Genomic DNA, 21,866 nt, shown 5'->3' on the forward strand with positions numbered 1-21,866 from the left:
TTTTTGATAAACAACGAAATATCGCCTATGCTACAATTATACAATAAGTAGGGGAAAGTTTTTCCTGTTTCGAAATCTGAAGGAGTGATCGCTGTATGGACCGTGTCATATGGAAGCGAATCTGGCGCACATTGATGCTCATTGCCGGATTAGTAGCATTTGTGCTTGCCATCGTATATGTAACTCCGCTCGTGTATCCGTTTCTGCTGGGATGGCTGCTTGCCTACGCCATAAATCCCCTTGTTAACCTGCTGCAAAGGAAATTAAAGGTACCGCGCTGGATCGGCGTTACGTTTACGCTCTTGATTTTTGTTGCCGCAATGGTGACCATCGTTTCCGCCCTGGTGACACGCATCGTGGTGGAAATCATTCATTTGTCCAAATCGCTCAGCAGCTCCATTGACTGGTGGCGCGATCAGTTCGAAATCGTAGTCGCTTCGCCGGAAGTGCAGAACCTGATCGAGAAGCTCAACGCGTTCTATCAGGAAAACCCCAACTATCATGAAACGATCAATGCCAAAATTAACGACACCGCCAATTTATTGGCGCAAACGAGTACCAATATTATAACCTATTTCTTAAACGGGATCGTTAGCATCATTACTTCGCTGCCGAATGTGGCTACCATCATGGTCGTCGTTCTGCTTGCAGCCTTCTTTATTAGTAAGGACTGGAGTCAGCATGTCAGACGCATGACCCAATGGTTTCCCGCCGAACTTCGCAAATCCACCTCGATTGTTTGGGTCGATTTACAAAAAGCTTTGTTTGGCTACGTACGCGCTCAGTTCATCATGATTTCCATCACAGCCATAGTCGTAACCGTCGGACTGCTCATCATAGGCGTCGACTATGCGGTGACGATCGGTATGCTGATCGGGCTTGTCGACCTGCTCCCTTATCTCGGCGTCGGAGCCGTTATGGTGCCATGGATCGCGTATACGTTTATTTACGGAGACGTGTCGCTCGGAATCAGTTTATCGATTCTGTACGGCGTCATCCTCGTTGCAAGGCAAATGATTGAACCGAAAGTGCTTGCGACCAGCGTCGGCCTTGATCCGCTGCCGACACTTATCGCGATGTTCGTTGGCCTTAAGCTGTTCGGCGTGCTCGGACTGATTATCGGCCCGGTTTCACTTGTTATCTTAACGGCGATACATAGAGCGAATGTATTTAAGGATTTGTATTATTTTGTTGTTCGTGGGCCGAAGCCGAAGTAGGGTGAGCATCCCCCTAGGACCCCAACTTTAAGGACCCCTAAATCCCCCTAGAAGGGGGACCCCGAGGGCCCCGTCCCTCTGGACACCCGGAAGGTTGGCGGTGGAGCTGCTGAGCAGCTCCCTAGTTACATCGTGCCCAGTACTCGCTTTCGTCCCTCCGGGACACGCTTTTGGTTTTGGCGCTCCGATGGAAAAGAAGCTTGCCTCTGGTCAAGCTTCTCAAGCTGTCGAGACTCCCCGAAAGAGTCTCGTTTTTTAAACATGAACAAATGAGAAAGAAGCTTGGCCTTTGGCCAAGCTTCTTTCTGTGGTGCCCGAGAAGTCTTGGGCGGCCACTTTAATGTCTTTGCTTCATAAACAAAACTTTAACGGTTGTCAGCGTGTCTATTTGATGACAATATGCCTTTTTTGAAAGTCTAACGGTTGTGAGAGACGTTAATTGCAGCAAATTAGTCGATTTCCACTGAAGAACGTTAAAATAAGCTCTCCTGCAACCGTTAGAATATAAAAAGGGCAAATTGATGCCAAATAACCGCTGTCACAACCGTTAGAGTTGGAATACGACACATCATTCGCTCTCATCGCGGAAGCTTGTGCATACAAATAGTTTGCTCTCGTGCCCTGCCGCAGCTAAATAGCAAACCTAGATTTCTCGCCACATTAAGAAGCTTGGCCATTGGCCAAGCTTCTTTTTTAAGTGAAAAATCTATTTTTGCTCTTAGCTTTTCACTACCAACTAACACTTTCCGAGCTGAGTTTCACCTTCTGCGAATCGTTAACGATCCGTTCCGAAGCTTCTTTTCTAGCCAGCGAAGCATGAGTAACCGATAGAATGGGCGGGTGAACGGGAGCAGCAGGGTGACGCCTATTATGTCGGTGAAGAAGCCTGGCATGAGTAGGAGCAAGCCGCCTATGAGTACGCAGATCCCGTTTAGCATGGCGTGGCCCGGAGGTCTGCCGCTTTGGATTTGGGCTTGGACGTCCATGAATGCTTTACGTCCTTCGCTTCTTGCGAACTGTGCGCCGGCGAAGCCGGTTATTAGGATGAGGCCAAAGGTTGACCAGCCGCCGATGATGTGTCCCATCTTGATAATGCCCCACATCTCGATTGCGGGAACGATAATAATTGCGGCAATAATCCATTTCAGCATATTAACTGCCTCCCTCTTCCTTGTTCGGCACTGGCAAGTTCCCTTCCGATACCGCCTCCATCATGCTGTAAAGCTCAGGAAGCTGCTTATCCAGCCGCGAAGGCCGCCATTCCCGGTTTACCCACACATGCCGGGTGCCCCCTCGTACAAGCAGCTTTCCGGGCGGTTCGGCGCCTGGAAACCAACTCAGCGCTTGGTGTTCCATGTCATCGACGAGCCGAATTTCCGAACGAAACGATACTCGGATCGGCGAGAATTGTTCCAATCGCGTACAAATGATGACATTATTATCATACCGAGCCGGTGACACATAGGAACAGTCCAAATCGACGACAGGCAGCAATAAACCTTGCTTCTCAATCGTTTCATAGGTCATCCCCAAAGCCCGCACGAACTCCGTACGCCCAATTTCAAACCATGTCACATAGTTCCCATGAAACACTACGCCCATCTGATCCGTTTCCTGATAACGAACGCGAAGAGGATGCAAATACCAGAGAACGGACTCATTGTCTGCTTCCGTCATGTTTTGATCAATCCTTATCTTTGTAATCTATGGAGAGTAAAGTAACGCATTTATACTAATACGGCTAAGCTCAGCCTTAAGATGCAACATCCATACATTTCCTTCAACCATTCCAACACCGAATAGCCAAAAAGCGACGGTGCTTGCGCACCATCGCTTCATTTTAGTCAACAGACATTACATTACTTTAGCTTGACCGGAGTAGATAACGCCAACTTCAGCATATACCGTTACTTCGGATCCGTCTTGCAGAAGCTCAAGCGCGTTCTGAACGCCCAGTACAACAGGAATTCCAAGGTTCAGCGCAACAATTGCCGCATGGCTTGTGATGCCGCCTTGCTCGGTAATAACTGCGGCTGCCTTCTGAATTGCAGGCATGTATTCTCTGTCAGTGGAAACCGTTACGAGAATGGAGCCTTCAGTAGTCTTAGCAATCGCCTCTTGCGGAGTACGTGCTACAACCACTTTACCGGTTGCGCTTTGACTGCCGATCCCTTGACCTTTGGCAATCATCTCGCCGATTGTGTGGATCTTGATCAGGTTTGTCGAACCGGAGCGTCCAACCGGAACACCGGCTGTAATGATAACCGTGTCACCAAGTTTTACGATACCGGAGTTGATTCCGCCTTGTACCGCGATATCGAACATTTCATCCGTTGTTTCAGCAGGTGTGCCAAGAACCGGGATAATTCCCCAGATGAGTGCCAGACGGCGCATTACTTGCTCTTGTGGAGTTACAGCCACGATTGGCGATTTCGGACGGTATTTGGAAACCATACGCGCCGTATAGCCGCTCTCAGTGGAAGTGATGATCGCTTTGGCATCCAGATCAAGAGCCGAGTTAGCAACGGCTTGGCTGATTGCTTCCGTTACGGTCGTTTGTTGCGCTCTTGCTTGCTTCGTGAAGATCTCACGGTAATCAAGCGCCGACTCCGCACGCATAGCGATACGGGACATCGTTTGAACCGATTCTACCGGGTATTTACCGGCAGCAGTCTCACCGGAAAGCATGATTGCATCCGTACCGTCAAAAATCGCATTCGCTACGTCACTCGCTTCCGCACGAGTCGGACGCGGGTTGCGCTGCATGGAATCCAGCATTTGCGTAGCTGTGATTACCGGTTTACCTGCACGGTTACACTTCTGAATCATTTGCTTCTGAACCAGCGGTACTTCTTCAGCCGGAATTTCAACGCCAAGGTCGCCGCGGGCAACCATTAGGCCGTCGGATACTTCAAGAATTTCATCGAGGTTGTCCACGCCTTGCTGGTTCTCGATTTTGGAAATGATTTGGATGTGGCTCGCGCCGTGCTTCTCGAGCAATTCGCGAATTTCAAGAACGTCTGTCGCTTTACGAACGAAAGAAGCGGCGATGAAATCAATGCCTTGCTCGATACCGAACACGATATCGTTAGCGTCCTTCTCCGTAATACCAGGCAGGGAAATATGTACGCCCGGAACGTTAACGCCTTTCTTGCTCTTGATTGGACCGCTGTTTACGATACGGCAAAGAATTTCGGTGCCTTGCACTTCTTCAACCGTAAGACCGATCAAACCGTCATCGATTAGAATGGTGGAACCCACTTCAACATCTGCAGGCAGGTTCGCGTACGTGACCGGAATACGGTTCTTGTCACCAAGAATTTCTTCCGTTGTGAGTGTAATAGTTTCGCCTTGATTCAGTTCAATCGGCTCTTCTTTCAGTTTGCCGAGGCGAATTTCCGGGCCTTTCGTATCCAGCAGGATCGCAACGGTTTTGCCAAGCTCGGAACAAGCTTGACGAATGTTCTTGATCCGGTTGCCGTGCTCTTCGAAGTCGCCGTGCGAGAAGTTAAGACGAGCGACATTCATGCCGGCATTGATTAGTTTCTTCGTATTTTCCAGCGATTCGCTGGATGGGCCGATCGTACATACGATTTTCGTTTTACGCATAAGTAATTTCCATCCTCCGTCTGATACGTTCACATTTAACTTAACATTGATTAAACTTGCGCTGATTCGATCTCGTCCAAAATCAGCTCGGCTTCCGGCTCAGGAGCGCGAAATTGACCGATTTTACGGAATTTATTGTAACGATCCGCAACAAGCTCCTCAGAGGAAAGCTTGGACAGCTCACCAAGATGGCGCCAGATCGCTTCTTTTATCGTCTCGGCCTGCACAGCCAGGTCGCGATGCGCCCCGCCTTGCGGTTCCTTGATAATCTCTTCCACTATGCCAAACTCAAGCAGATCGCCAGCCGTAATTCTCATAACCGCAGCCGCTTCATCTGCACGGGAAGCATCTTTCCATAGGATGGATGCCGCACCGTTTGGCGAAATAACCGAGTAGATCGCATTCTCCAGCATAAGCACGCGATTGCCGACACCAAGTGCCAACGCACCGCCGCTGCCGCCTTCCCCGATGACCACGCAAATGATCGGCACGCCGAACATGGCCATTTCGCGGAGATTACGAGCGATCGCCTCGGACTGACCGCGCTCTTCCGCCGTATTCCCGGGATATGCGCCTTTCGTATCGATTAACGTTACAATGGGACGTCCGAACTTATTCGCCTGCTGCATGAGTCTCAGTGCTTTACGGAATCCTTCCGGATGCGGACTTCCGAAGAAACGGGCAATATTGTCCTTCGTATCTTTACCGCGCTGATGGCCGATTACCGTAACCGGTACGCCGTTCAGCTTAGCAAGTCCTCCCACAATAGCAAGATCATCTGCAAATAGACGATCACCGTGGAGCTCGATGAAATCGGTGAAAATCATCCCTATGTAATCCAGAGAGGTAGGACGGCCATGATGACGCGCCAAGTGCATTTTCTGCGCCGGCGTCAGCTCATCATATAGCTCTTCCTGCAACTGTTTACAACGGTCCTCCAGTCGGCTGATTTCATCGGTGAAATCAATGCCTGACTCTTGTCCGAATTTCTTCAGCTCTTCGATCTTCTTCTGCAGCTCGTTAAGCGGCTTCTCAAACGGCAGCTCACCCGCCATTGATAATTTCCCCCTTTACCGAATGCATATCAAGCAATTTAGCTAACGTTGCTTTCATTTCTTTACGGTGAACCACTTTATCAAGCTGTCCATGCTGTAAATTGAATTCCGCTGTTTGGAAATTGTCCGGGAGCTTCTGACGAATCGTCTGCTCGATAACCACTCGTCCGGCAAAACCGATTAGTGCACCCGGCTCGGCCAAGTTAAAGTCGCCAAGCATCGCAAAGCTTGCGGAGACGCCGCCTGTCGTAGGATCGGTTAAAACGGAAATATACAGACCGCCGTCGCCTTGGAACTTTGCAAGTGCTGCGCTTGTCTTCGCCATTTGCATCAAGCTGAGAATACTTTCTTGCATCCGCGCACCGCTGGAAGTAGAGAAAATAAGAAGCGGCAGCTTCTTCGCATGGGCTTGTTCAATTGCTCGCGTGATTTTCTCACCGACAACCGACCCCATACTGCCTGCAAAGAAATCAAAGCTCATGAAAGCGGCGACGACCGGCAATCCGCCGATCGTCCCCTCTCCTGTAACAACCGCATCTTTAAGACCGGAGCTCTTCTTCTGTGCCTCCAGCTTGTTTGCATAACCCGGGAAAGGAAGCGGATCAACCGACTCCAGCTCCGCATCATACTCAACCAAACGTCCTTCATCGAGCGTAATGGCGATTCGTTCCCAAGCGTTCAGCCGGAAATGATGGCCGCAACCCGGGCATACTTTTAAGTTTTTCTCGACTTCTTTGCTGAATTGAATATTGCCGCACTTCGGACATTTGGACATTAAGCCTTCCGGAATATCCGGCTTCGTTCTCGGCTGGCCCGAAGGAATTGTGGCATATTTCTTTTTATGAAATAAGTCCTTGAACACAAAAGACACCTCTTTGGGGGCGCAAAGTTTGGAATGTACTTCACTGCGCTGGTAGAACGCAGCAGTATAACATTTACTTCGTTGCGCTTATGAGTATGCAGTAGTTTAGAATGTACCTCTGTAAACGCAACAGTACTGAATTTACACGCTGCACGTTAGGTACGCAATAGTTTTTTTTACATCGCCCGCGCTTAGGTACTCCGTAATTGGAAATTAACGTTGCGAGTTGAGAATGTTATTTAACACTTCCTGCACTTCTTCCAGTTCGCCAGATGGGACCAATATTTCGTACTGTTGCTTGGAAACATTAATCGGTCTGATCTTTACGAGAAACCCTTCTTGGGTCAGCCGGTTTTTAATGCTCTCCGCAATTTTTGCCGTCGGCGCGATGTAGATAACCGTCCACATGAAGGAACCTCCTGAGCATTAATAAAAGATCATCTGCGCGCACATGTAAACGCATTGGCCGCAATATAAACACACGTTATCTGGGCATATGATGTCATAATGATACCATATGTTTAGTTTTCACCGCAACGCCACAAGGCTGGAAGCGAATTTGAGCCCCGAGAGAGGCTCTCCCCGTTTAAGGACGATCCTCGATTTCGTACCGGTTAGCCTTCGGATCCTGATGTGCAATACGTGCGGATGCCGCAGCAGCCAGCCCGGCTACCAAATCATCCAGAAAAACATGCACATGCTGGCCTTTCTCGTTCAATTTGCGAATGATGCCCGGCTTTACTTTGTCCAAATAGCCAAAGCTTGTGAGGCCGATCATCCCATATACGTTTGTAATGCCAAGAGCCAGCGTTTCGTCCACGCCGAAGAGGGACTCATCTGCCTCCATAATCGCCTGAAGCGGCTCCGGGAGCAGCTTGCGTTCCGCCAGCTCATCGAGGGCAATGCCTGTAAACAGCACATATTGCACCTCGCGTTTATTAAGTACCGTATGCACACTCTCTTCGCATTCTTGGTAAGTGAGATCCGGATTATAAGGACGCTGCAGCGAAAATACGATATCCGCAACATCACCAACTGAAACACCACGTCTGTTAAGCCATTTTTCCATGTCGGACGACACTGTTCATCCCCCCGCATCTGCTTGTACGAATCGGGCGGAGCGCCAGCGGCCAACAACCATCGTCAGCTGACAAACGTCAGTCCGCACAAGCGGCGAAATGCAGAGCCATCAAGCTCTGTGTCTCCTAAATGTATGCAGGCATGTTACAACTTGTGCCTGGCTTGACAAAACGATTATTCGTGCCGGATAGAGCGAGTTCAGCATCATTCGACCTTTGTTCTGACACTCGCTCAGGTTGTCCTTTATTATTTCACGACCGCCGAGCCTTTACCAAAAATCGACTCGATCTGCTGCAGCAGCTGCGGCGAGGGTTTGATTCGGAATGCATCGCTTAGCGCGACCGTTCGGCCTTCCCGCTCATAGAACAGCACGGTCTCATAAGTACCCGCGCTGCCTCCGAGCAGGGCCTTCAGCTTCTCAAGCGCAGCGGAATCCTCGCGTCCTGCAGCGATCTTGATATAGAGCCGCTGCGGACGTTTAGCCGACGCTGATGACTTAGCCGGCCCGGCTTGAGCCGCGGAAGAGACCATTGCCGGAGCACGATCTTCCGCGGCGTAGTTCTTCGCGGAAGCCGCCGGCTTCTCGGCTTTCTGCGCGGCAGCACCGGGCGGAGCCGCCGTAGGCTTCGCTTGCGCTTGAGGCGCAGCGGCCGCCGGCTTCGCAGGCTGCGCCGAACCCGACTGCGTACCGGCAGGCCCGCCTCCGCCTTTGCGATCCGCGGAGCCCGAAGCGCCGCCGGCAGTCCGCGCGGCCTTGCTGCGCGCTTGCCGCTGCAGGCGCTGCACCTGCGAGGCTGCGTCCTGACCGGGCACGCCTCCGCCGAGAAGAGCAACATCCTCGATCAACAGCTTATAATCTTCGTCCTGATGCTGCACGTTCGCGAGGACGAATACCAAGCTGCCGGGATCGAGCATGTTCGAGTGCCGCTGCCAAATCGTCGGAAAAGCGACAGCTTCCACACGCATAATGCGATCCTCGATTTCCAGAAAGGCCATCGCTTGTCCTTTGCGCGTCGTAAACGGCTTCACCGATACCACCATTGCGGCTACGACGGCGAAAGAGCCTTCAGGCGCTTCGGATAGATCAACAAGACGATCGAGCGGCAATTCTTCGAGCAATTCCTTATGGTCGTCAAGGGGATGGCCGGACAAATACATGCCGAGCAGCTCCCGTTCGAGCGCAAGCAGCTGTCCCGTCGTAAACGGCCGTACCTCCGGCATCTCGATATCCCAGTTCTGCACCTCATCGAAGCCGAACAGCTCAATCTGCAATTCCTCGCGTTCCTTGCGCCATTTAAGCGCGGCATCGACCGTTTCATCCAGCACCGCAATCAGCTGTGCGCGGTGACCTGCCAATGAATCGCAAGCGCCTGCTTGAATTAACGACTCCAGCACCCGTTTGTTCACGACGCGCAGGTCGACTCTTCGGCACAGGTCGAGCAAGCTGTCAAACGGACGTTCTGCCCGCTCCTTCAGCAGTGAATCGATCGCCTGCGTGCCGACGTTCTTGATTGACGCCAAGCCGAAGCGAACCGCTCCGTTCACCGGCGTGAACGTTACGCTGCTCTCATTCACATCCGGCGGGAGCACATCGATGCCCATCCGGCGGCATTCATCCACATACTCTGCCGTCTTGCGCTGGCTTCCCGTCACGGATGCCAGCATGGAAGCCATAAACGCAACGGGATGATTCGCTTTCAACCATGCCGTTTGGAAAGCCAATACGCCATAGGCGGCGGCATGTGCACGCGGGAAACCGTAATCGGCGAAACGGACAATCATATCGTAAACCGCATTGGCATCTGTTTTCTCGTACCCTTGTGCTAAGCTGCCCTCCACGAAGTGAGCGCGCTGTTCATCCAGCACCTCACGCTTCTTCTTGGATACGGCACGGCGGAGCAGGTCCGCTTCTCCCAGCGAGAAACCCGCCATCGACGAGGCAATCTGCATAATCTGCTCTTGATAAACGATGATGCCATACGTATCGGCCAGAATCGGTTTCAGCGAAGGATGCGGATATTCAACCTCCACATGCCCGTGCTTGCCTTGGATGAATTTCGGAATAAACTCCATCGGACCCGGCCGGTAAAGCGCTAGCACGGAGACGATATCTTCGAATTGCGTCGGCTTTAGCTCTTTGAGCACGCGGCGAACGCCGGCAGACTCCAATTGGAATATGCCCGTTGTTTCACCGCGCGTCAGCATCTCGTACGTGGCCGGATCCTGATCCGAAATGAAACGAAAATCGACCGTGATGCCCTGTTGTTCCTTCACCCAGTTGAGTGTTCGCTCAAGTATGGAAAGCGTACGCAGTCCGAGAAAGTCCATCTTGAGCAATCCCACGGATTCCAGATGTTCCATGGAATACTGCGTTAACGCCGTGCGCTCGCTGCCGGCTTGAAGCGGAACATAATGCGTCAGCGGCTCGCCGGAAATGACGACTCCGGCTGCATGCGTCGAAGCATGGCGCGGCATGCCCTCTACCTTCAAGGCCATTCGCAGCAAATCGCCCGTCTTCGGCTGGCGTTCGGTAGCCTCGCGAAGCTCCGCGCTCATCCGCAGCGCTTCTTCGAGCGAAATGCCCAGCTGATTCGGGATAAGCTTCGCAGCCCGATCCACTTCGGCGAAAGGCACGGCCATCGCGCGGCCGACGTCGCGCACGGCAGCTTTGGCCGCCATCGTTCCGAACGTAATGATCTGGGCCACATGCTCTTCGCCATATTTGGCGGAGACATAATTAATGACTTCGTCGCGCCGCTCATCATTAAAATCGATATCGATATCGGGCATGGAGATCCGTTCCGGATTAAGGAAACGCTCGAACAACAGCTTATATCTGATCGGGTCTACGTCTGTAATATTCAGTGTATAGGCAACCAAGCTGCCTGCAGAGGAGCCCCTTCCCGGACCTGTCCGAATGCCCTGCTCATGGGCAAAACGAATGAAATCCCACACGATGAGGAAATAGTCGCTGAAGCCCATTTTATCGATGACACCCAGCTCATACTCCAATCTCGTCACGGCTTGTACTTTTGCGCGAGAATCATCGGCCCAATCCGAATTCCCGGCATATCGGGCTTCCAATCCTTCATGGCATAAAGCGGCCAAATAAGCCGAAGACGACATTCCGGTTGGAATCGGGCTGAACGAAGGAAGCAGTGCTCGGCCAAACGTCAGCTCCAAGTTGCATTTCTCGGCAATTTCAACCGTGCACGCAACCGCATCCGGCGCCTGACGAAACAGCATCGTCATCTCATCCGCGCTCTTCAAATACATCTGATCCGTCAGCATTTGCAGCCGGTCGTCATCTTCGATGGTTTTGCCTGTGCCGATGCAGATCAGTACATCCTGCACAGCGGCATCCGTCGATTTCAAGTAATGCACGTCGTTCGTCGCAACGGTCTTGATGCCTGTTTCCTTCGCCAGCGCAAGCGTCGCCTGCAGCACTTTCTTCTGCTCCAGCATGCCGTGATCTTGCAGCTCCAAGTAGAAGTCGTCGCCGAAAATATCACGGTACCTGTTCGCTGAACGAAGCGCATGCTCCGTACGGTCATGCAGCAGATGCTGGGCAATCTCGCTCCCCAAACAGGAGCTGAGACAAATCAGCCCCTCCGCATGCTGCGAGAGCGATTCAAAGTCGATGCGCGGCTTGTAATGGAAGCCTTCCAGATGCCCGATCGAGCTCAGCTTCATCAAGTTTCGATAGCCGGTCTCATTCTTGGCAAGCAGGATGAGATGATAAATCGGGTTATCTTTGCGGGCGCCCTTCTCGAAGCGCGAGCCTGTCGTCAAATAAACCTCGCAGCCGATAATCGGCTTGATTCCTTGTGCCCTGCAGGCTTTATAGAACGGAACGGCGCCGTACATGACGCCATGGTCCGTAAGTGCCAGCGCCTTCATGCCAAGCGCGGCCGCTTGATCCACAAGATCCCGGATTCTTGCAGCCCCATCGAGCAGGCTGAATTCGCTATGAACGTGTAAATGTACAAAGTCTGGTCCGCCGCTCATCGCTATTCCTTCTTTCTTTCTATCGAAGCATCATTTTATACTAGTTTATCATATTGAACCCCTCCTCGCCCATAGAATGGACTAGGGGACGAGCATGACGTCCTCTTAATCTACGGGAAGGGTGAACGTATAAATGGACTCCTTCTTATCCAAAGCGACGATCGATTTCTTCATCGCCTTCGGCGTTGTATTCGGCGGCTCCATGCTGGCAGGCATCGGATCCGTATTCGTATTGGCAGCACCGGCGGCCATTATGCTGGAAACCGCGTCAAGGCTGAAAATATGGGCGCTGGTAGCGGCCGTTGGCGGAACGATCGACCCGATGCGCGTCATTGAAAGCAACATGATAGAAGGGCATCTCTCGCCGGTTGTGCTGCAAATCGCGTATATTCTGTGCGCTTTTCTCGGTGCGCATATGGGAACTGAGCTTGTCCGGTGGTTATGCAGAGGGGCGGTCTGACCGATGAGGGTACCGCCTTTCGAACGATTTACGAGGCTGATGCAAGCGGCTGCTTATGTCGTGCTGGGCTCCATCATTGGCGCGATGATCTATCACGCCATCTTCTTTATGAATTTCAATGCGCTCCGCGACAGCAACACGGCGCTGGAGGATAAGCTGATCGACTACGAGGATCGAATCAAGAAGCTGAATAAATTTAAAGACCAGCATACCGTTATTCAGAGCGTTCAGCCGATTTTGTTGGATAATAAAGGGAGTGACGGGGCTCCCATTGCAAATGAACAAGTCAAATTAGCTCTCAAAAACAAATTGAAAACAGACCTATCCGTCTTCGTAGGCACCAGTATCTACAAAATCAATTCAAATGCCGAGCTCTCCTGGGATCTGCTGGACCGCAAAATTTACGCCGTGGAAGGCAAGGAGTTCGTTGTGCAAATTCGCACGATGCTCGTTGTCGATAATGTGCTGCAAGTGTGGTTCAAAGCCACGCTCAATCAACGACAGATTAATTGATCCCGCATCGGCCCTCGCCGTTTCACTTGGAGCTGTCATTCATGGTACAATAAGGCACATATTGAAAGCTGCATAGGCTTAAAAGGAGATGCTTGTTTTACTATGGTCAATGCATTACATTGGGCGATCGTTATTATCATTTGCGGCACATCGCTGCTCTCGGTTTATTTCAGCTTCCAGGCACGCCGCTCTACCGACACGCGTGTGCGCGGGTTAAACGCAGCACGGATGAATATGAGTATGGGCATCATGCTAATCTTCATCGCTTTGTTTATGATGCTTGCCTACAGCGGCTCCACGGTAAAAGTGATCATCGGCGCTCTGTTTATCGTACTGGGTCTGTTCAACCTGTTCGCGGGACTGCGCAACGGCAGCGTCTATCGCTCGATGAAAGGTTAATACGGATCAATCAGCTGCGCCGTAAGCAGCGCTTTGGCAGCAAGGCCGCCGGGGTCTTTCAACTCAATTTCGAGCTTGGCGCTCTTGCGGCTCATCTCCAGTAAACTCGGCATAATGACTACTTCGCTTTCCAGCTGGACAGGTCTTACGAAGTATGTCGTCATGCTTTCAATGACATAATCCCGCTTCCCGAGCTCCCGAATCAATCCACGCGCCGCCTGATTCATGAGTGTAACCAATACGCCTTCCGAGATGGTTCCGAACGTTCCGGACATCTGCGGCGTAATTCTTCCCTCGTACAGCCAATCTCCGCCTTGCTCGCTTTCTTTCTTCTCAAATCCCGCTCCGATCAACTCATCGAAGGTTTCACCGGATTCTTTCTGTTTCCCGGCATACCGCATCGCTTCCAGTACTTCGCTTCGGCTGAGCGCCGCCAGCAGTTTGCGATTCTTATCGACGATCGGCAGCAGGTCGATGCCTTCGGCTGCCATCGTATGTGCCGCGGAAGCAATCGGAATGTTCGGCGCAGCCGTAATCGGGCTTCGCGTCATCAGCCGCTCTACCAGCTGCGAATCCTGCGCGCCTTCGGCATCCTTTGCCGTCATAATCCCGACGACCCTGCCCCGATCATCCAACACGGGGAACCGCGTCCCCCCGACACGGCTGGCCAGCGAAACATAATCCGCTTTCGTCTCGCCGAGTCTCATCGTTTCGACAGGACGGCTGTACGTGACGATGTCTTCGACCAGCATGATTTTCTGACGGATCAATCGGTCAAACATGGCGCGGTTAATCATCGAAGCGACGGTAAACGTATCATGTTTGGAGGAAATAATCGGCAACCCCTTCTCATCCGCCAGGCGTTTCATATCCTCGCTGGTGCCGAATCCCCCCGTAATTAACACGCCCGCCCCCTGCTCAAGCGCGCAGCCGTGTGCCCCTTGCCTGTTCCCGACAATCAGCAGACTTCCTGCGTCGATATAACGGACCATCGCATCGAGCTCCATCGCACCGATGACGAATTTATGCAGGGTCTTCACAAGCCCCGCCGCTCCCCCTATCAATTCACCTTGCACAATATCGAGCACTTCCCCGAACGTTAGCCGGTCTAGCGATTCCCGGTTCTTCCGCTGGATACGGACCGTGCCGATCCGCTCTTTGGTGCTGACAAGCCCGGTTGCTTCCGCTTCTTTGATCGCCTTATATGCAGTGCCTTCACTGACTTCCAGCTCCTCGGCCATCGTGCGTACAGAAAGTTTCGTACCAATTTCGAGCTGCTGGATATACTGCATGAGTCGCTCATGTTTCGTCTGCGATTCAAGTCCCTTTTCTCCTGTTATCACAGTGGCCCCCCTTACTTGTTTCAACCAATTCCTCGGCTTGTTCTAGTTCTATATTAGCAGATGCTCTTCCTGCCGGCACAGCTGCGGAGCGGTCAAGTATCTCGGAAAAAGGGCCTTTCCCCCGTGTTTTTCATGATGTCCGCTAATCACCAAGGGGTAGATGTCCTCATATGATGAAAGTAATTCGTGTGAAAATCCCATAGACCGCAAGCTGCACGTCGTCATCCTCCAGCTTGGAAGGAGATCCGTCGATGCTGAAATCGAAAGTCGCCGTTCAGGTGATCAGCCCAGGCATCTTGCCGGATGATGCCATTATGCTCGGTGATGCTTATTTGAGACAGTGGAAAATACCGCAAGGGCAGCCGATCATGCTGAAATTCGGTGCATTCCGCCACTATGTAAAAGTCGTCCCGGTCGAGCGGTTTGACGGTATGCGTATTGGGCAAAGCTTAGCCCGCAAAATGGGGCTGATCTCAAGCACCACACTACGAATCCGTTACCGGCAAGAGAACGCCACGCTCTCGGTTGGCCCACTAATCGGCGTGCTCATCAGCCGTGATGATCCGGAAGCCAGGGATCGGCCGTTTGGAACCATCACTATGTTCTGCAAGGAACTCGTAGACGCCTGCGAAGCGCAAGGCGCTCATGTTTATTTCTTCACACCGGATCATATTACAGACAATTTCAACACGCTCGAAGGCTGGGTCTATTCCGATGGCTGGCGGAAAGTACCTGTACCTGCACCGGATGTTGTCAACAATCGTCTGACCTCTCGCAAGCTCGAAAACCGACCAAATGTACAGCTCTTCATTAAAGAAACCAAGCATCGTCATAACAGTATCGTGTTCAATGAGAAGTTTCTCGATAAAGCCGAAGTGTTTGATGCCCTTGTGAAGGATCCCGCTCTCGTTCGCTATTTACCCGAATCCCATGTGCTTCGCGGTTTGCAGGTGTTGAAGTCGATGTGCTCCAAATATAATACCGTCTTCTTGAAGCCGGTACGCGGCAGCTTGGGCAAAGGCATCATCCGGATCTCCCGACTGGATACGGACTCCTATTCTGCTCAGTATGCTACGACTCTCGGCACGCGCAGGCAGCATTTTGGCGGCATCGATAAGCTCTATGCTTCCCTCGCAGGCAAAATGAAAACGGTGCGCTATCAAATTCAGCAAGGGCTGCATTTGATCGACATTATGGGAAGGCCCGTCGATTTCCGCGCGCTCGTGCAGAAGAACGAAACCGGCAAATGGGCGCTTACCTCCATTGTGGCGCGAACGGCCGGCAACCATCATTTCGTGTCCAACCTGGCACGCGGCGGTACGCTCAGCACCGTGAAAGAAGCAGTCGCGAAATCCAATTTGTCTGGGTCGAGTGCTCAAGATGCGCCAGGAAAGCTGCAGCGGGCAGCGCTTGAAATCGCCAAAGGGATCGATACGCACATTCCCGCCCATTTCGGCGAGCTCGGTATCGACTTAGCGCTGGATGCCAGCGGCCGGGTGTGGCTGCTCGAAGTGAATTCCAAGCCATCCAAGAACGACAATACACCGCTTCAAGATAAGAAAATCCGTCCTTCCGTTCGAAATATGGTGCGTTATGCAAGACATTTGGCCGAATTTTAACGAAAAGGGGGAAGCGGTAATGGCTGAGATTCCGTGCAGCAGCGTCCTCGGTATTATGATTAGCGAACCGTCTCCTATCCCCTCCTCAAGCGCCGGCGGAGACGATTCCCCTCCGGTGATGCCCGAGGATTTATTTTGCCGCCGTTTATCCCGGTTTGGGCAATCCATCGGTCTATTCGTCTATTTATTCTGCGCTTCCCAAGTCACTGGAGGCTCACCTCGATTGATTAACGGCTTCCGCCTAAAGCACGGCCGGTGGCAGCATGGAAGCTTCCCGCTTCCCGATGTGCTCTACGACCGTTCGCTTCCCAGGACGAATGCCCAATATAAGGAAGCAAGCTGCGCACTTGCGGAACTGAAACGACTGAAGCCGTATATACTGCTGAATGGTTCGCTTCCCGGCAAACTGGACGTTTACCGGGAGCTCGAACGCGATTCGCAGCTGTCGCCGTGGCTCCCTTCCACCTACAAGTACGAGGGAGCGTCTGATCTTACGCAGCTGATGAAGCACTATCCCGAAGGCTTATTTCTCAAACCTTCCGCAGGCAGCCACGGAAAAGGCGCATTGCGACTGCTTCGGAGGGATGACGGCTGGCACATTGACGGCCGTGACCGGAAGAACCGTCCCCTTGCGGTGATATACGACAATTGGCAGGACGTATGCCGATGGATCCATCGCTTCGTCGCTTCCCTAACGTATATCGTTCAGCCTTACTTGCCCCTCACCGGCAAGGATGGCCGCTCATATGATGTTCGGGTATTAATCCAGAAAGACGAATCGGGCAAATGGTCGTTCACAGGTGCGGCTGTCCGAACCGGGCAGCGGGGAAGCGTGACCGCCAACTTGCATGGCGGCGGATCTGCCCAAGGGGCTCTCGAAGCATTAACGGAACAGTTCGACAGCGAAACCGCCGGACGGCTGCTCGGACGAATGCGCTGGATCAGCGAACGGGCGGCGGCGGCGCTGGAGAATCATTTTGGCAGGCTCGCCGAGCTCGGCATCGACTACGGCATTGAACAGGGCGGCCGGATCTGGCTGCTTGAAGCCAATGCCAAACCCGGACGGAAGGCACTTGAAGGCGACGAGAGCGCTGCAAGGCTGGCCGTCGAACGACCGATCCGTTACTCCATGAAACTCGCCGCTCACAGACAGCCGGTTTATCAGTTTGGACGAAATCAAAGGAGATACATCCAGGAGGTTCATCCATGAGTTTGACATCTTGTCATGTACACTTCTCACCATCAAGCGACCGAATCGTTTACCTGTCGGGCTCACTCCTTAAATCGCTGAAGCTCTCCGGCAAAAAAACCATTCAGCTCAAGCTTGGTCATGAAAGCATAACTGCTGCCGTAAAGCCGATCGATCGGCAAGGCCATCACCTCTACCTCTCCGCAGGCGTTCGCCAATCCATCCGGGTTCCGAAGGCAGGCAGCATTTCTTATATCCAAGGCAGTGATAATGAGGTTCAAATCGGACCTCTCATCGGCGTGCTGACTGATGGCAGCCGATCCGCCGATTCTCCTTTTGGCGCAAGATCGGGGTACATCCGGCAGCTGCTTAAAACAGGGGAACGCAAAGCCTATTTCTTCGCTTTTACGCCGCGCGATGTTAACTGGAATCAAGGGACGATCAATGGGTATTTCCTGAACAGTACGGGAAGCTGGTACCGCAAAGTCGTTCCGCTCCCTGATGTCGTTTACAACCGTCTCCCAAGCCGCATCGCCGAGACTACAGCTTCGATTATGTCGCTGAGGGAGAAATTCATCCGTAAAGGTGTACCGTTCTTCAACTGGAGCTTCTTCAATAAATCCGATGTTTATAAGCTGCTCGATAAGGATGTCGAAGCGCTGGAGCATTTACCGGAATCGGTGAACAACCCGCGAGCCGACAAAATCAAAGAGATGCTGGAGAAACATCAATTTATTTATTACAAACCTTCTGCCGGCAGCCTCGGCATCGGGATTTATCGATTGACGTATCATCCGAAACGCGGCTACTTTGCCAGATACCGCAGAGGGGATACGAATGTGCTGCTTCGTTTCACGAGCTTCAGCAGCCTGATGCGCATGCTGGAAACGAGACATGGCAGCGGACTTGGCCGTTATGTCAGCCAGCAAGGCGTGCGATTGATCGAAATCGACGGATGTCCGATCGACTTCCGTTTTCATATGCACAAGAATGGCAGCAACATATGGGTGCCGGTGGGCATCGGCGCGAAGAAAGCCGGGCGCGGCAGCGTCACCACGCATATCAAGAACGGCGGCCAGCTGCTGACACCGGAACAGGCGCTCAGCCGGGCCTTCGGAGATCGCTCTGACGAAATCTTGACGAAAGCCAAGGATGTCTCGGTGAAGCTGTCGGAAGCGATTGAACGCAATTTCCCGCACACACTGGGTGAACTCGGGCTTGATATCGGCATAGACAAGGACGGTGAGGTTTGGATGTTTGAAGCCAACGCCAAGCCGGGCCGATCGATCTTCAGCCATCCTGCCCTGCGCGCGCAAGGACGTGATTCCGTAAGTCATATTCTGGATCATTGCATGTATCTAAGCAGGTTCACGGGGCAAGGAGGCGAAGCTTAATGGCACTCGTTATTCACGAGGATACGGCGGCGGTTGATGAAGCCGCCTCCATTCAGCGTAAGCAGCCGGTTCTCGCTATCTTAACGATAGAAGACGATATACAGCTATTTCGGGGCAATCGCGGAAACTTTGCAGACATCATTGCTATGGGCACCGAGTTTGGTTTTCTGGTTTACGTCCTGACTGTCAAGCAGCTGAAGCTTCAGCGCAAGCTGCTTGACGGCTTCACCTTCAACATGGCTACGGAGAGCTGGGAGCTGGGTAAATTCCCGCTGCCCGACCTCATCTATAACCGTATTCCGCTCCGCGAGGATGAGCTGCAGCCGGAAGTGAAACGTAAAATTGCGGCATGCGTCAAACATCCCCGCATCCAGCTCTTCAATCCTGCTTTCTTCAACAAATGGAGTCTGTTCAAATGGTTGAAGCAGTCGCGTACGACCCAGCCGTTCATTCCGGCAACGCGCCGCCTGCTTACGATCAGCGGACTCGGCAAAATGATGCTGAAGCATAAATTTTTATATCTCAAACCGGTCAGCGGCAAAGCCGGCAAAGGCATTATGACGATCCAGCTGCAGCAGGAAAAGCCGCTTCCCTATCGCTTGAAGATTCAAGGGGATCGCGGCAGTACGACCTACAATTGCGGCACGATCGGGAAGCTGTGGACCCGCATTATCAAAGAAAGCAGCGGGGAGCGCTACATTGCCCAGCAGGGCATCCAGCTCGCTGCCTTTAATGAACGCTCTTTCGATCTTCGCGCGCTAGTGCAGAAGAATCGTCGGGGACAATGGGACATCTCCGGCATCGGTGCACGCGTAGCCGGAACGTACAGCATCACGACCCATGTTCCTCGCGGCGGCAGCATCGAAGATCCGGAGAAGCTGCTTGTCAGCGTATTTGGTCAAGATGAGGCACGTAAACTGCTAGTAAAGGCCCGCAACGCTGCGTTAATAATCGCTCGTCAAATCGAGCGCGGCTCCGGCCGCCGATTGGCGGAAATGTCGATGGACCTTGGCGTGGACCAGTTTGGAGGTATCTGGTTCTTCGAAGCCAACGCGAAGCCGATGAAATTCGACGAGCCGGATATTCGCAAACGTTCGCTTGAGCGCATTTTTCACTACAGCCAGTATTTGCTCAAGTTGAAGGGTCTATAGCGAGGAGTGATTTGCCGTGCAGGTAAAGCTGCTAACACCAACCCAATGGGCATCTGCGAAGGAGAAGGTCACCCGCTTCTTATATCGGTATGGCGACGATCGTATTACGAATGCAGCCTTGGTTGAGCTGCGGGAGCTTCCCGCGGCGCAGCTGGCCTGCAGCCGTTCCGGCGAGTCACCTGCCGCAATTGCACTGGCGATCTCAAGCAGCGGCAAGCTGGCTGCGTGCGCATTTGCTGCCGAAGGCGGCGAACGCGCATGCTTCGTCGTCGTTGCCCCGGAGTTCCGCGGTCAAGGCGCCGGGAGTGCGCTGCTAAAGGCGCTCAGCCAGCGCATGGGCTCTCTCAGCTGCACTGTCGCCTCTGATAATCCCTCCAGCATGGCCATGTGTTTCCGTGCCGGCATGAAGGCCGTGAGCTTGCATACCGGCCCGACAGGCAAACCGACATTGCGTTTTGAGAGTTAATTTGAAGTAGATTTGACCTCCGCAACGCCTTAAGTGCCTTAAGTCTATGCTTCCGAAGTTCGTTTTTGCGGTCACTGCAAAACCTTTTAGGAGGAGTCCTTATGGTTCAGCCGGTTCTCGGCATCCTGACGCTCTATTTGAACGACAATGGATGGCTCGAGGAGAAACCGATCTATCAACGCATGACGTTGGCCGGCAAGAAGCTCGGTCTTGAAGTATTCGTGTTCACACCGGCGGACGTCAACTATTCAGATAACCGGATTCATGCCCATATCTATGACACCGCATCGCAAAGCTGGTCGCGCAAATGGCGCTCCTTCCCCCATATGATCTATGATCGTTGCCGCATTCAGCGCAGCCATCGCTTCGTTCAGCTCAGCCATTTCCGTAAGAAATATGGCCACTTGACCTTCTTAAACAGGGTGCTCCGCAACAAGTGGACGGTGTACCGCACGATGCGCAAGGAAGAAGACTTTGTCCCGCATCTTCCAATGACGCGGCTATACGAGAGTCCCAGCGATCTGACGGAAATGATCCGTAAGTATCCGCTAATCTACTTGAAGCCGATCAACGGAACCGGGGGCAGAGGCATACTGCGCATCGAGAAGCAGCAAGGCGGCGAGTATTTAATCCAGGGAAGAGATCAAGATCGGCGCATCGTTCGCCCCCAGCGTGCGTCACTCTCCGGCATTCAAGGCAGGCTGGCCTCCTGGGATTTGAAAGGGAACCGATACCTCGTGCAGCAAGGCATTCAGCTGAAACTGCCGAATGGCCGCGTGCATGATTACCGGATGCTCGTGCAGAAGAACAGCAAAGGGGAATGGGAAGTGACCGGCTGCGCGGGACGAATCGGCGCTTCCGGCAGCATTACCTCCAACCTGCACGGAGGCGGCCAAGCGATCAAGATGCAATCGCTGCTGAGCGACTGGATTCGGAACGAGGATACCGCTGCCGATATTCGGCAGAAAGCCGAGAATTTCGGCGTGAAAGTAGCTACCTATCTCGAGGAGTCTTATGGGCGCTTATGTGAGCTCGCGCTTGATCTGGCCATCGACCGGAGAGGACAGATCTGGCTGCTCGAGGTGAATCCGAAGCCGGCTCGCGAAGTATTCGCACAGGCCGGGGAGCGCGAGACTTATAAGCAAGCCATCATCCGGCCGCTGGAATACGCCGTCTGGCTTTACGATCAGAAGAAGCGGCGCAAAGAGAAGCTGGAGAAACAGGAAAAACAGGAGAAACAGGTGCCTTCGCTGGATTAGTCCAGCTGGCACGTGACGGAGCTGCCAGAGCAGAGCCGAGAGGTTCCACTGCGAGCAGATTCGTTTACTGAATACACATATTGGTCCGCAAAGAGAGGTACCATGTACCTCTCTTTGCGCTGCATCCACGCTTTCCCGCCAATGTGCGGTAACCATTACCTCTCTTCTCGTTTCATCCACGCTTTTCTGCTCATGCGCGGTAACCATTACCTCTCTTCTCGTTTCATCCACTCTTTTCCGCT

The 21,866-nt window shown here is 52.7% G+C and carries 19 protein-coding genes; 10 read left to right on the forward strand and 9 right to left on the reverse strand.

What is annotated here, in order from left to right; genetic code table 11:
* Nucleotides 1–95 precede the first annotated feature (95 nt).
* On the forward strand, nt 96–1,217 hold the full coding sequence (gene ytvI, locus BM412_RS16725; protein WP_091220758.1) for a sporulation integral membrane protein YtvI: 1,122 nt from the start codon (nt 96–98) through the stop codon (nt 1,215–1,217).
* A gap of 758 nt (nt 1,218–1,975) precedes the next feature.
* On the opposite strand, the gene BM412_RS16730 is transcribed toward ytvI, so the two are convergent.
* From BM412_RS16730 to BM412_RS16765, 8 genes are all read right to left on the reverse strand, one after another.
* Entirely contained in the window at nt 1,976–2,368 is a 393-nt protein-coding gene (locus BM412_RS16730) for an FxsA family protein (RefSeq protein ID WP_091220762.1), read from the reverse strand.
* 1 nt (nt 2,369) lies between these two features.
* Nucleotides 2,370–2,894, reverse strand: a complete 525-nt coding sequence (locus BM412_RS16735; RefSeq protein WP_091220764.1) for an acyl-CoA thioesterase — start codon at nt 2,892–2,894, stop codon at nt 2,370–2,372.
* Between the two features lie 177 nt (nt 2,895–3,071).
* Nucleotides 3,072–4,826 (reverse strand): pyruvate kinase, encoded by a 1,755-nt coding sequence (gene pyk / locus BM412_RS16740; protein ID WP_091220766.1) that lies wholly within the window; start codon nt 4,824–4,826, stop codon nt 3,072–3,074.
* 50 nt (nt 4,827–4,876) lie between these two features.
* A complete protein-coding gene (locus BM412_RS16745; protein WP_091220769.1) occupies nt 4,877–5,881 on the reverse strand; it encodes an acetyl-CoA carboxylase carboxyltransferase subunit alpha in 1,005 nt (334 codons plus the stop codon).
* Nucleotides 5,871–6,743, reverse strand: a complete 873-nt coding sequence (accD, locus tag BM412_RS16750; protein WP_091220772.1) for an acetyl-CoA carboxylase, carboxyltransferase subunit beta — start codon at nt 6,741–6,743, stop codon at nt 5,871–5,873. Before accD ends, BM412_RS16745 begins: the two co-directional genes overlap by 11 nt.
* Before the next feature lie 213 nt (nt 6,744–6,956).
* Nucleotides 6,957–7,151, reverse strand: a complete 195-nt coding sequence (locus BM412_RS16755; RefSeq protein WP_090981787.1) for a glutamate decarboxylase — start codon at nt 7,149–7,151, stop codon at nt 6,957–6,959.
* A gap of 178 nt (nt 7,152–7,329) precedes the next feature.
* Nucleotides 7,330–7,812 (reverse strand): phosphatidylglycerophosphatase A family protein, encoded by a 483-nt coding sequence (locus BM412_RS16760; protein WP_371264826.1) that lies wholly within the window; start codon nt 7,810–7,812, stop codon nt 7,330–7,332.
* Between the two features lie 257 nt (nt 7,813–8,069).
* Nucleotides 8,070–11,831, reverse strand: coding sequence for a DNA polymerase III subunit alpha (locus tag BM412_RS16765; RefSeq protein ID WP_091220777.1), 3,762 nt, complete (start codon nt 11,829–11,831; stop codon nt 8,070–8,072).
* A 133-nt stretch (nt 11,832–11,964) separates the two neighbouring features.
* On the opposite strand from BM412_RS16765, the gene BM412_RS16770 reads away from it, so the two are divergent.
* From BM412_RS16770 to BM412_RS16780, 3 genes are all read left to right on the forward strand, one after another.
* Nucleotides 11,965–12,291 (forward strand): YtrH family sporulation protein, encoded by a 327-nt coding sequence (locus BM412_RS16770; RefSeq protein ID WP_090981793.1) that lies wholly within the window; start codon nt 11,965–11,967, stop codon nt 12,289–12,291.
* A gap of 3 nt (nt 12,292–12,294) precedes the next feature.
* Complete coding sequence (locus tag BM412_RS16775; protein ID WP_091220780.1) at nt 12,295–12,804, forward strand: sporulation membrane protein YtrI; 510 nt, start codon at nt 12,295–12,297, stop codon at nt 12,802–12,804.
* 102 nt (nt 12,805–12,906) lie between these two features.
* Nucleotides 12,907–13,203, forward strand: a complete 297-nt coding sequence (locus BM412_RS16780; RefSeq protein WP_091220782.1) for a YtpI family protein — start codon at nt 12,907–12,909, stop codon at nt 13,201–13,203.
* On the opposite strand, the gene BM412_RS16785 is transcribed toward BM412_RS16780, so the two are convergent.
* Nucleotides 13,200–14,543: a DRTGG domain-containing protein gene (locus BM412_RS16785; RefSeq protein WP_256256484.1), complete on the reverse strand. Its 1,344-nt coding sequence runs from the start codon at nt 14,541–14,543 to the stop codon at nt 13,200–13,202. The two genes, BM412_RS16780 and BM412_RS16785, sit on opposite strands and share 4 nt — an antisense overlap.
* A 254-nt stretch (nt 14,544–14,797) precedes the next feature.
* Between BM412_RS16785 and BM412_RS16790 the strand changes: the two genes are divergently transcribed.
* The 6 genes from BM412_RS16790 to BM412_RS16815 all read left to right on the forward strand — a co-directional run bounded on the left by BM412_RS16790 (nt 14,798) and on the right by BM412_RS16815 (nt 21,624).
* Nucleotides 14,798–16,165, forward strand: a complete 1,368-nt coding sequence (locus BM412_RS16790; RefSeq protein WP_091220786.1) for a YheC/YheD family endospore coat-associated protein — start codon at nt 14,798–14,800, stop codon at nt 16,163–16,165.
* 19 nt (nt 16,166–16,184) lie between these two features.
* Entirely contained in the window at nt 16,185–17,375 is a 1,191-nt protein-coding gene (locus tag BM412_RS16795) for a YheC/YheD family endospore coat-associated protein (RefSeq protein ID WP_177245892.1), read from the forward strand.
* Nucleotides 17,372–18,748, forward strand: a complete 1,377-nt coding sequence (locus BM412_RS16800) for a YheC/YheD family endospore coat-associated protein (protein ID WP_091220791.1) — start codon at nt 17,372–17,374, stop codon at nt 18,746–18,748. Before BM412_RS16795 ends, BM412_RS16800 begins: the two co-directional genes overlap by 4 nt.
* Complete coding sequence (locus tag BM412_RS16805; RefSeq protein WP_091220793.1) at nt 18,748–19,899, forward strand: YheC/YheD family endospore coat-associated protein; 1,152 nt, start codon at nt 18,748–18,750, stop codon at nt 19,897–19,899. The genes BM412_RS16800 and BM412_RS16805 overlap by 1 nt, the downstream gene beginning before the upstream one ends.
* Nucleotides 19,900–19,915: 16 nt before the next feature.
* Nucleotides 19,916–20,365: a GNAT family N-acetyltransferase gene (locus tag BM412_RS16810; RefSeq protein WP_091220796.1), complete on the forward strand. Its 450-nt coding sequence runs from the start codon at nt 19,916–19,918 to the stop codon at nt 20,363–20,365.
* Nucleotides 20,366–20,466: 101 nt separating this feature from the next.
* Nucleotides 20,467–21,624, forward strand: a complete 1,158-nt coding sequence (locus tag BM412_RS16815; RefSeq protein WP_091220799.1) for a YheC/YheD family endospore coat-associated protein — start codon at nt 20,467–20,469, stop codon at nt 21,622–21,624.
* The last annotated feature ends 242 nt before the right edge of the window (nt 21,625–21,866 follow it).

It is taken from the genome of Paenibacillus sp. BC26, assembly GCF_900116125.1.
Taxonomy (GTDB): domain Bacteria; phylum Bacillota; class Bacilli; order Paenibacillales; family Paenibacillaceae; genus Paenibacillus_Z; species Paenibacillus_Z lignilyticus.

Bases quoted from the DNA above. Each gene is read 5' to 3' on its own strand.
- ytvI (WP_091220758.1), top strand. From the start codon at position 96: ATGGACCGTGTCATATGGAAGCGAATCTGGCGCACATTGATGCTCATT.
- BM412_RS16730 (WP_091220762.1), bottom strand. From the start codon at position 2,368: ATGCTGAAATGGATTATTGCCGCAATTATTATCGTTCCCGCAATCGAG.
- BM412_RS16735 (WP_091220764.1), bottom strand. From the start codon at position 2,894: ATGACGGAAGCAGACAATGAGTCCGTTCTCTGGTATTTGCATCCTCTT.
- pyk (WP_091220766.1), bottom strand. From the start codon at position 4,826: ATGCGTAAAACGAAAATCGTATGTACGATCGGCCCATCCAGCGAATCG.
- BM412_RS16745 (WP_091220769.1), bottom strand. From the start codon at position 5,881: ATGGCGGGTGAGCTGCCGTTTGAGAAGCCGCTTAACGAGCTGCAGAAG.
- BM412_RS16755 (WP_090981787.1), bottom strand. From the start codon at position 7,151: ATGTGGACGGTTATCTACATCGCGCCGACGGCAAAAATTGCGGAGAGC.
- BM412_RS16760 (WP_371264826.1), bottom strand. From the start codon at position 7,812: ATGGAAAAATGGCTTAACAGACGTGGTGTTTCAGTTGGTGATGTTGCG.
- BM412_RS16765 (WP_091220777.1), bottom strand. From the start codon at position 11,831: ATGAGCGGCGGACCAGACTTTGTACATTTACACGTTCATAGCGAATTC.
- BM412_RS16770 (WP_090981793.1), top strand. From the start codon at position 11,965: ATGGACTCCTTCTTATCCAAAGCGACGATCGATTTCTTCATCGCCTTC.
- BM412_RS16775 (WP_091220780.1), top strand. From the start codon at position 12,295: ATGAGGGTACCGCCTTTCGAACGATTTACGAGGCTGATGCAAGCGGCT.
- BM412_RS16780 (WP_091220782.1), top strand. From the start codon at position 12,907: ATGGTCAATGCATTACATTGGGCGATCGTTATTATCATTTGCGGCACA.
- BM412_RS16790 (WP_091220786.1), top strand. From the start codon at position 14,798: ATGCTGAAATCGAAAGTCGCCGTTCAGGTGATCAGCCCAGGCATCTTG.
- BM412_RS16795 (WP_177245892.1), top strand. From the start codon at position 16,185: ATGGCTGAGATTCCGTGCAGCAGCGTCCTCGGTATTATGATTAGCGAA.
- BM412_RS16800 (WP_091220791.1), top strand. From the start codon at position 17,372: ATGAGTTTGACATCTTGTCATGTACACTTCTCACCATCAAGCGACCGA.
- BM412_RS16805 (WP_091220793.1), top strand. From the start codon at position 18,748: ATGGCACTCGTTATTCACGAGGATACGGCGGCGGTTGATGAAGCCGCC.
- BM412_RS16815 (WP_091220799.1), top strand. From the start codon at position 20,467: ATGGTTCAGCCGGTTCTCGGCATCCTGACGCTCTATTTGAACGACAAT.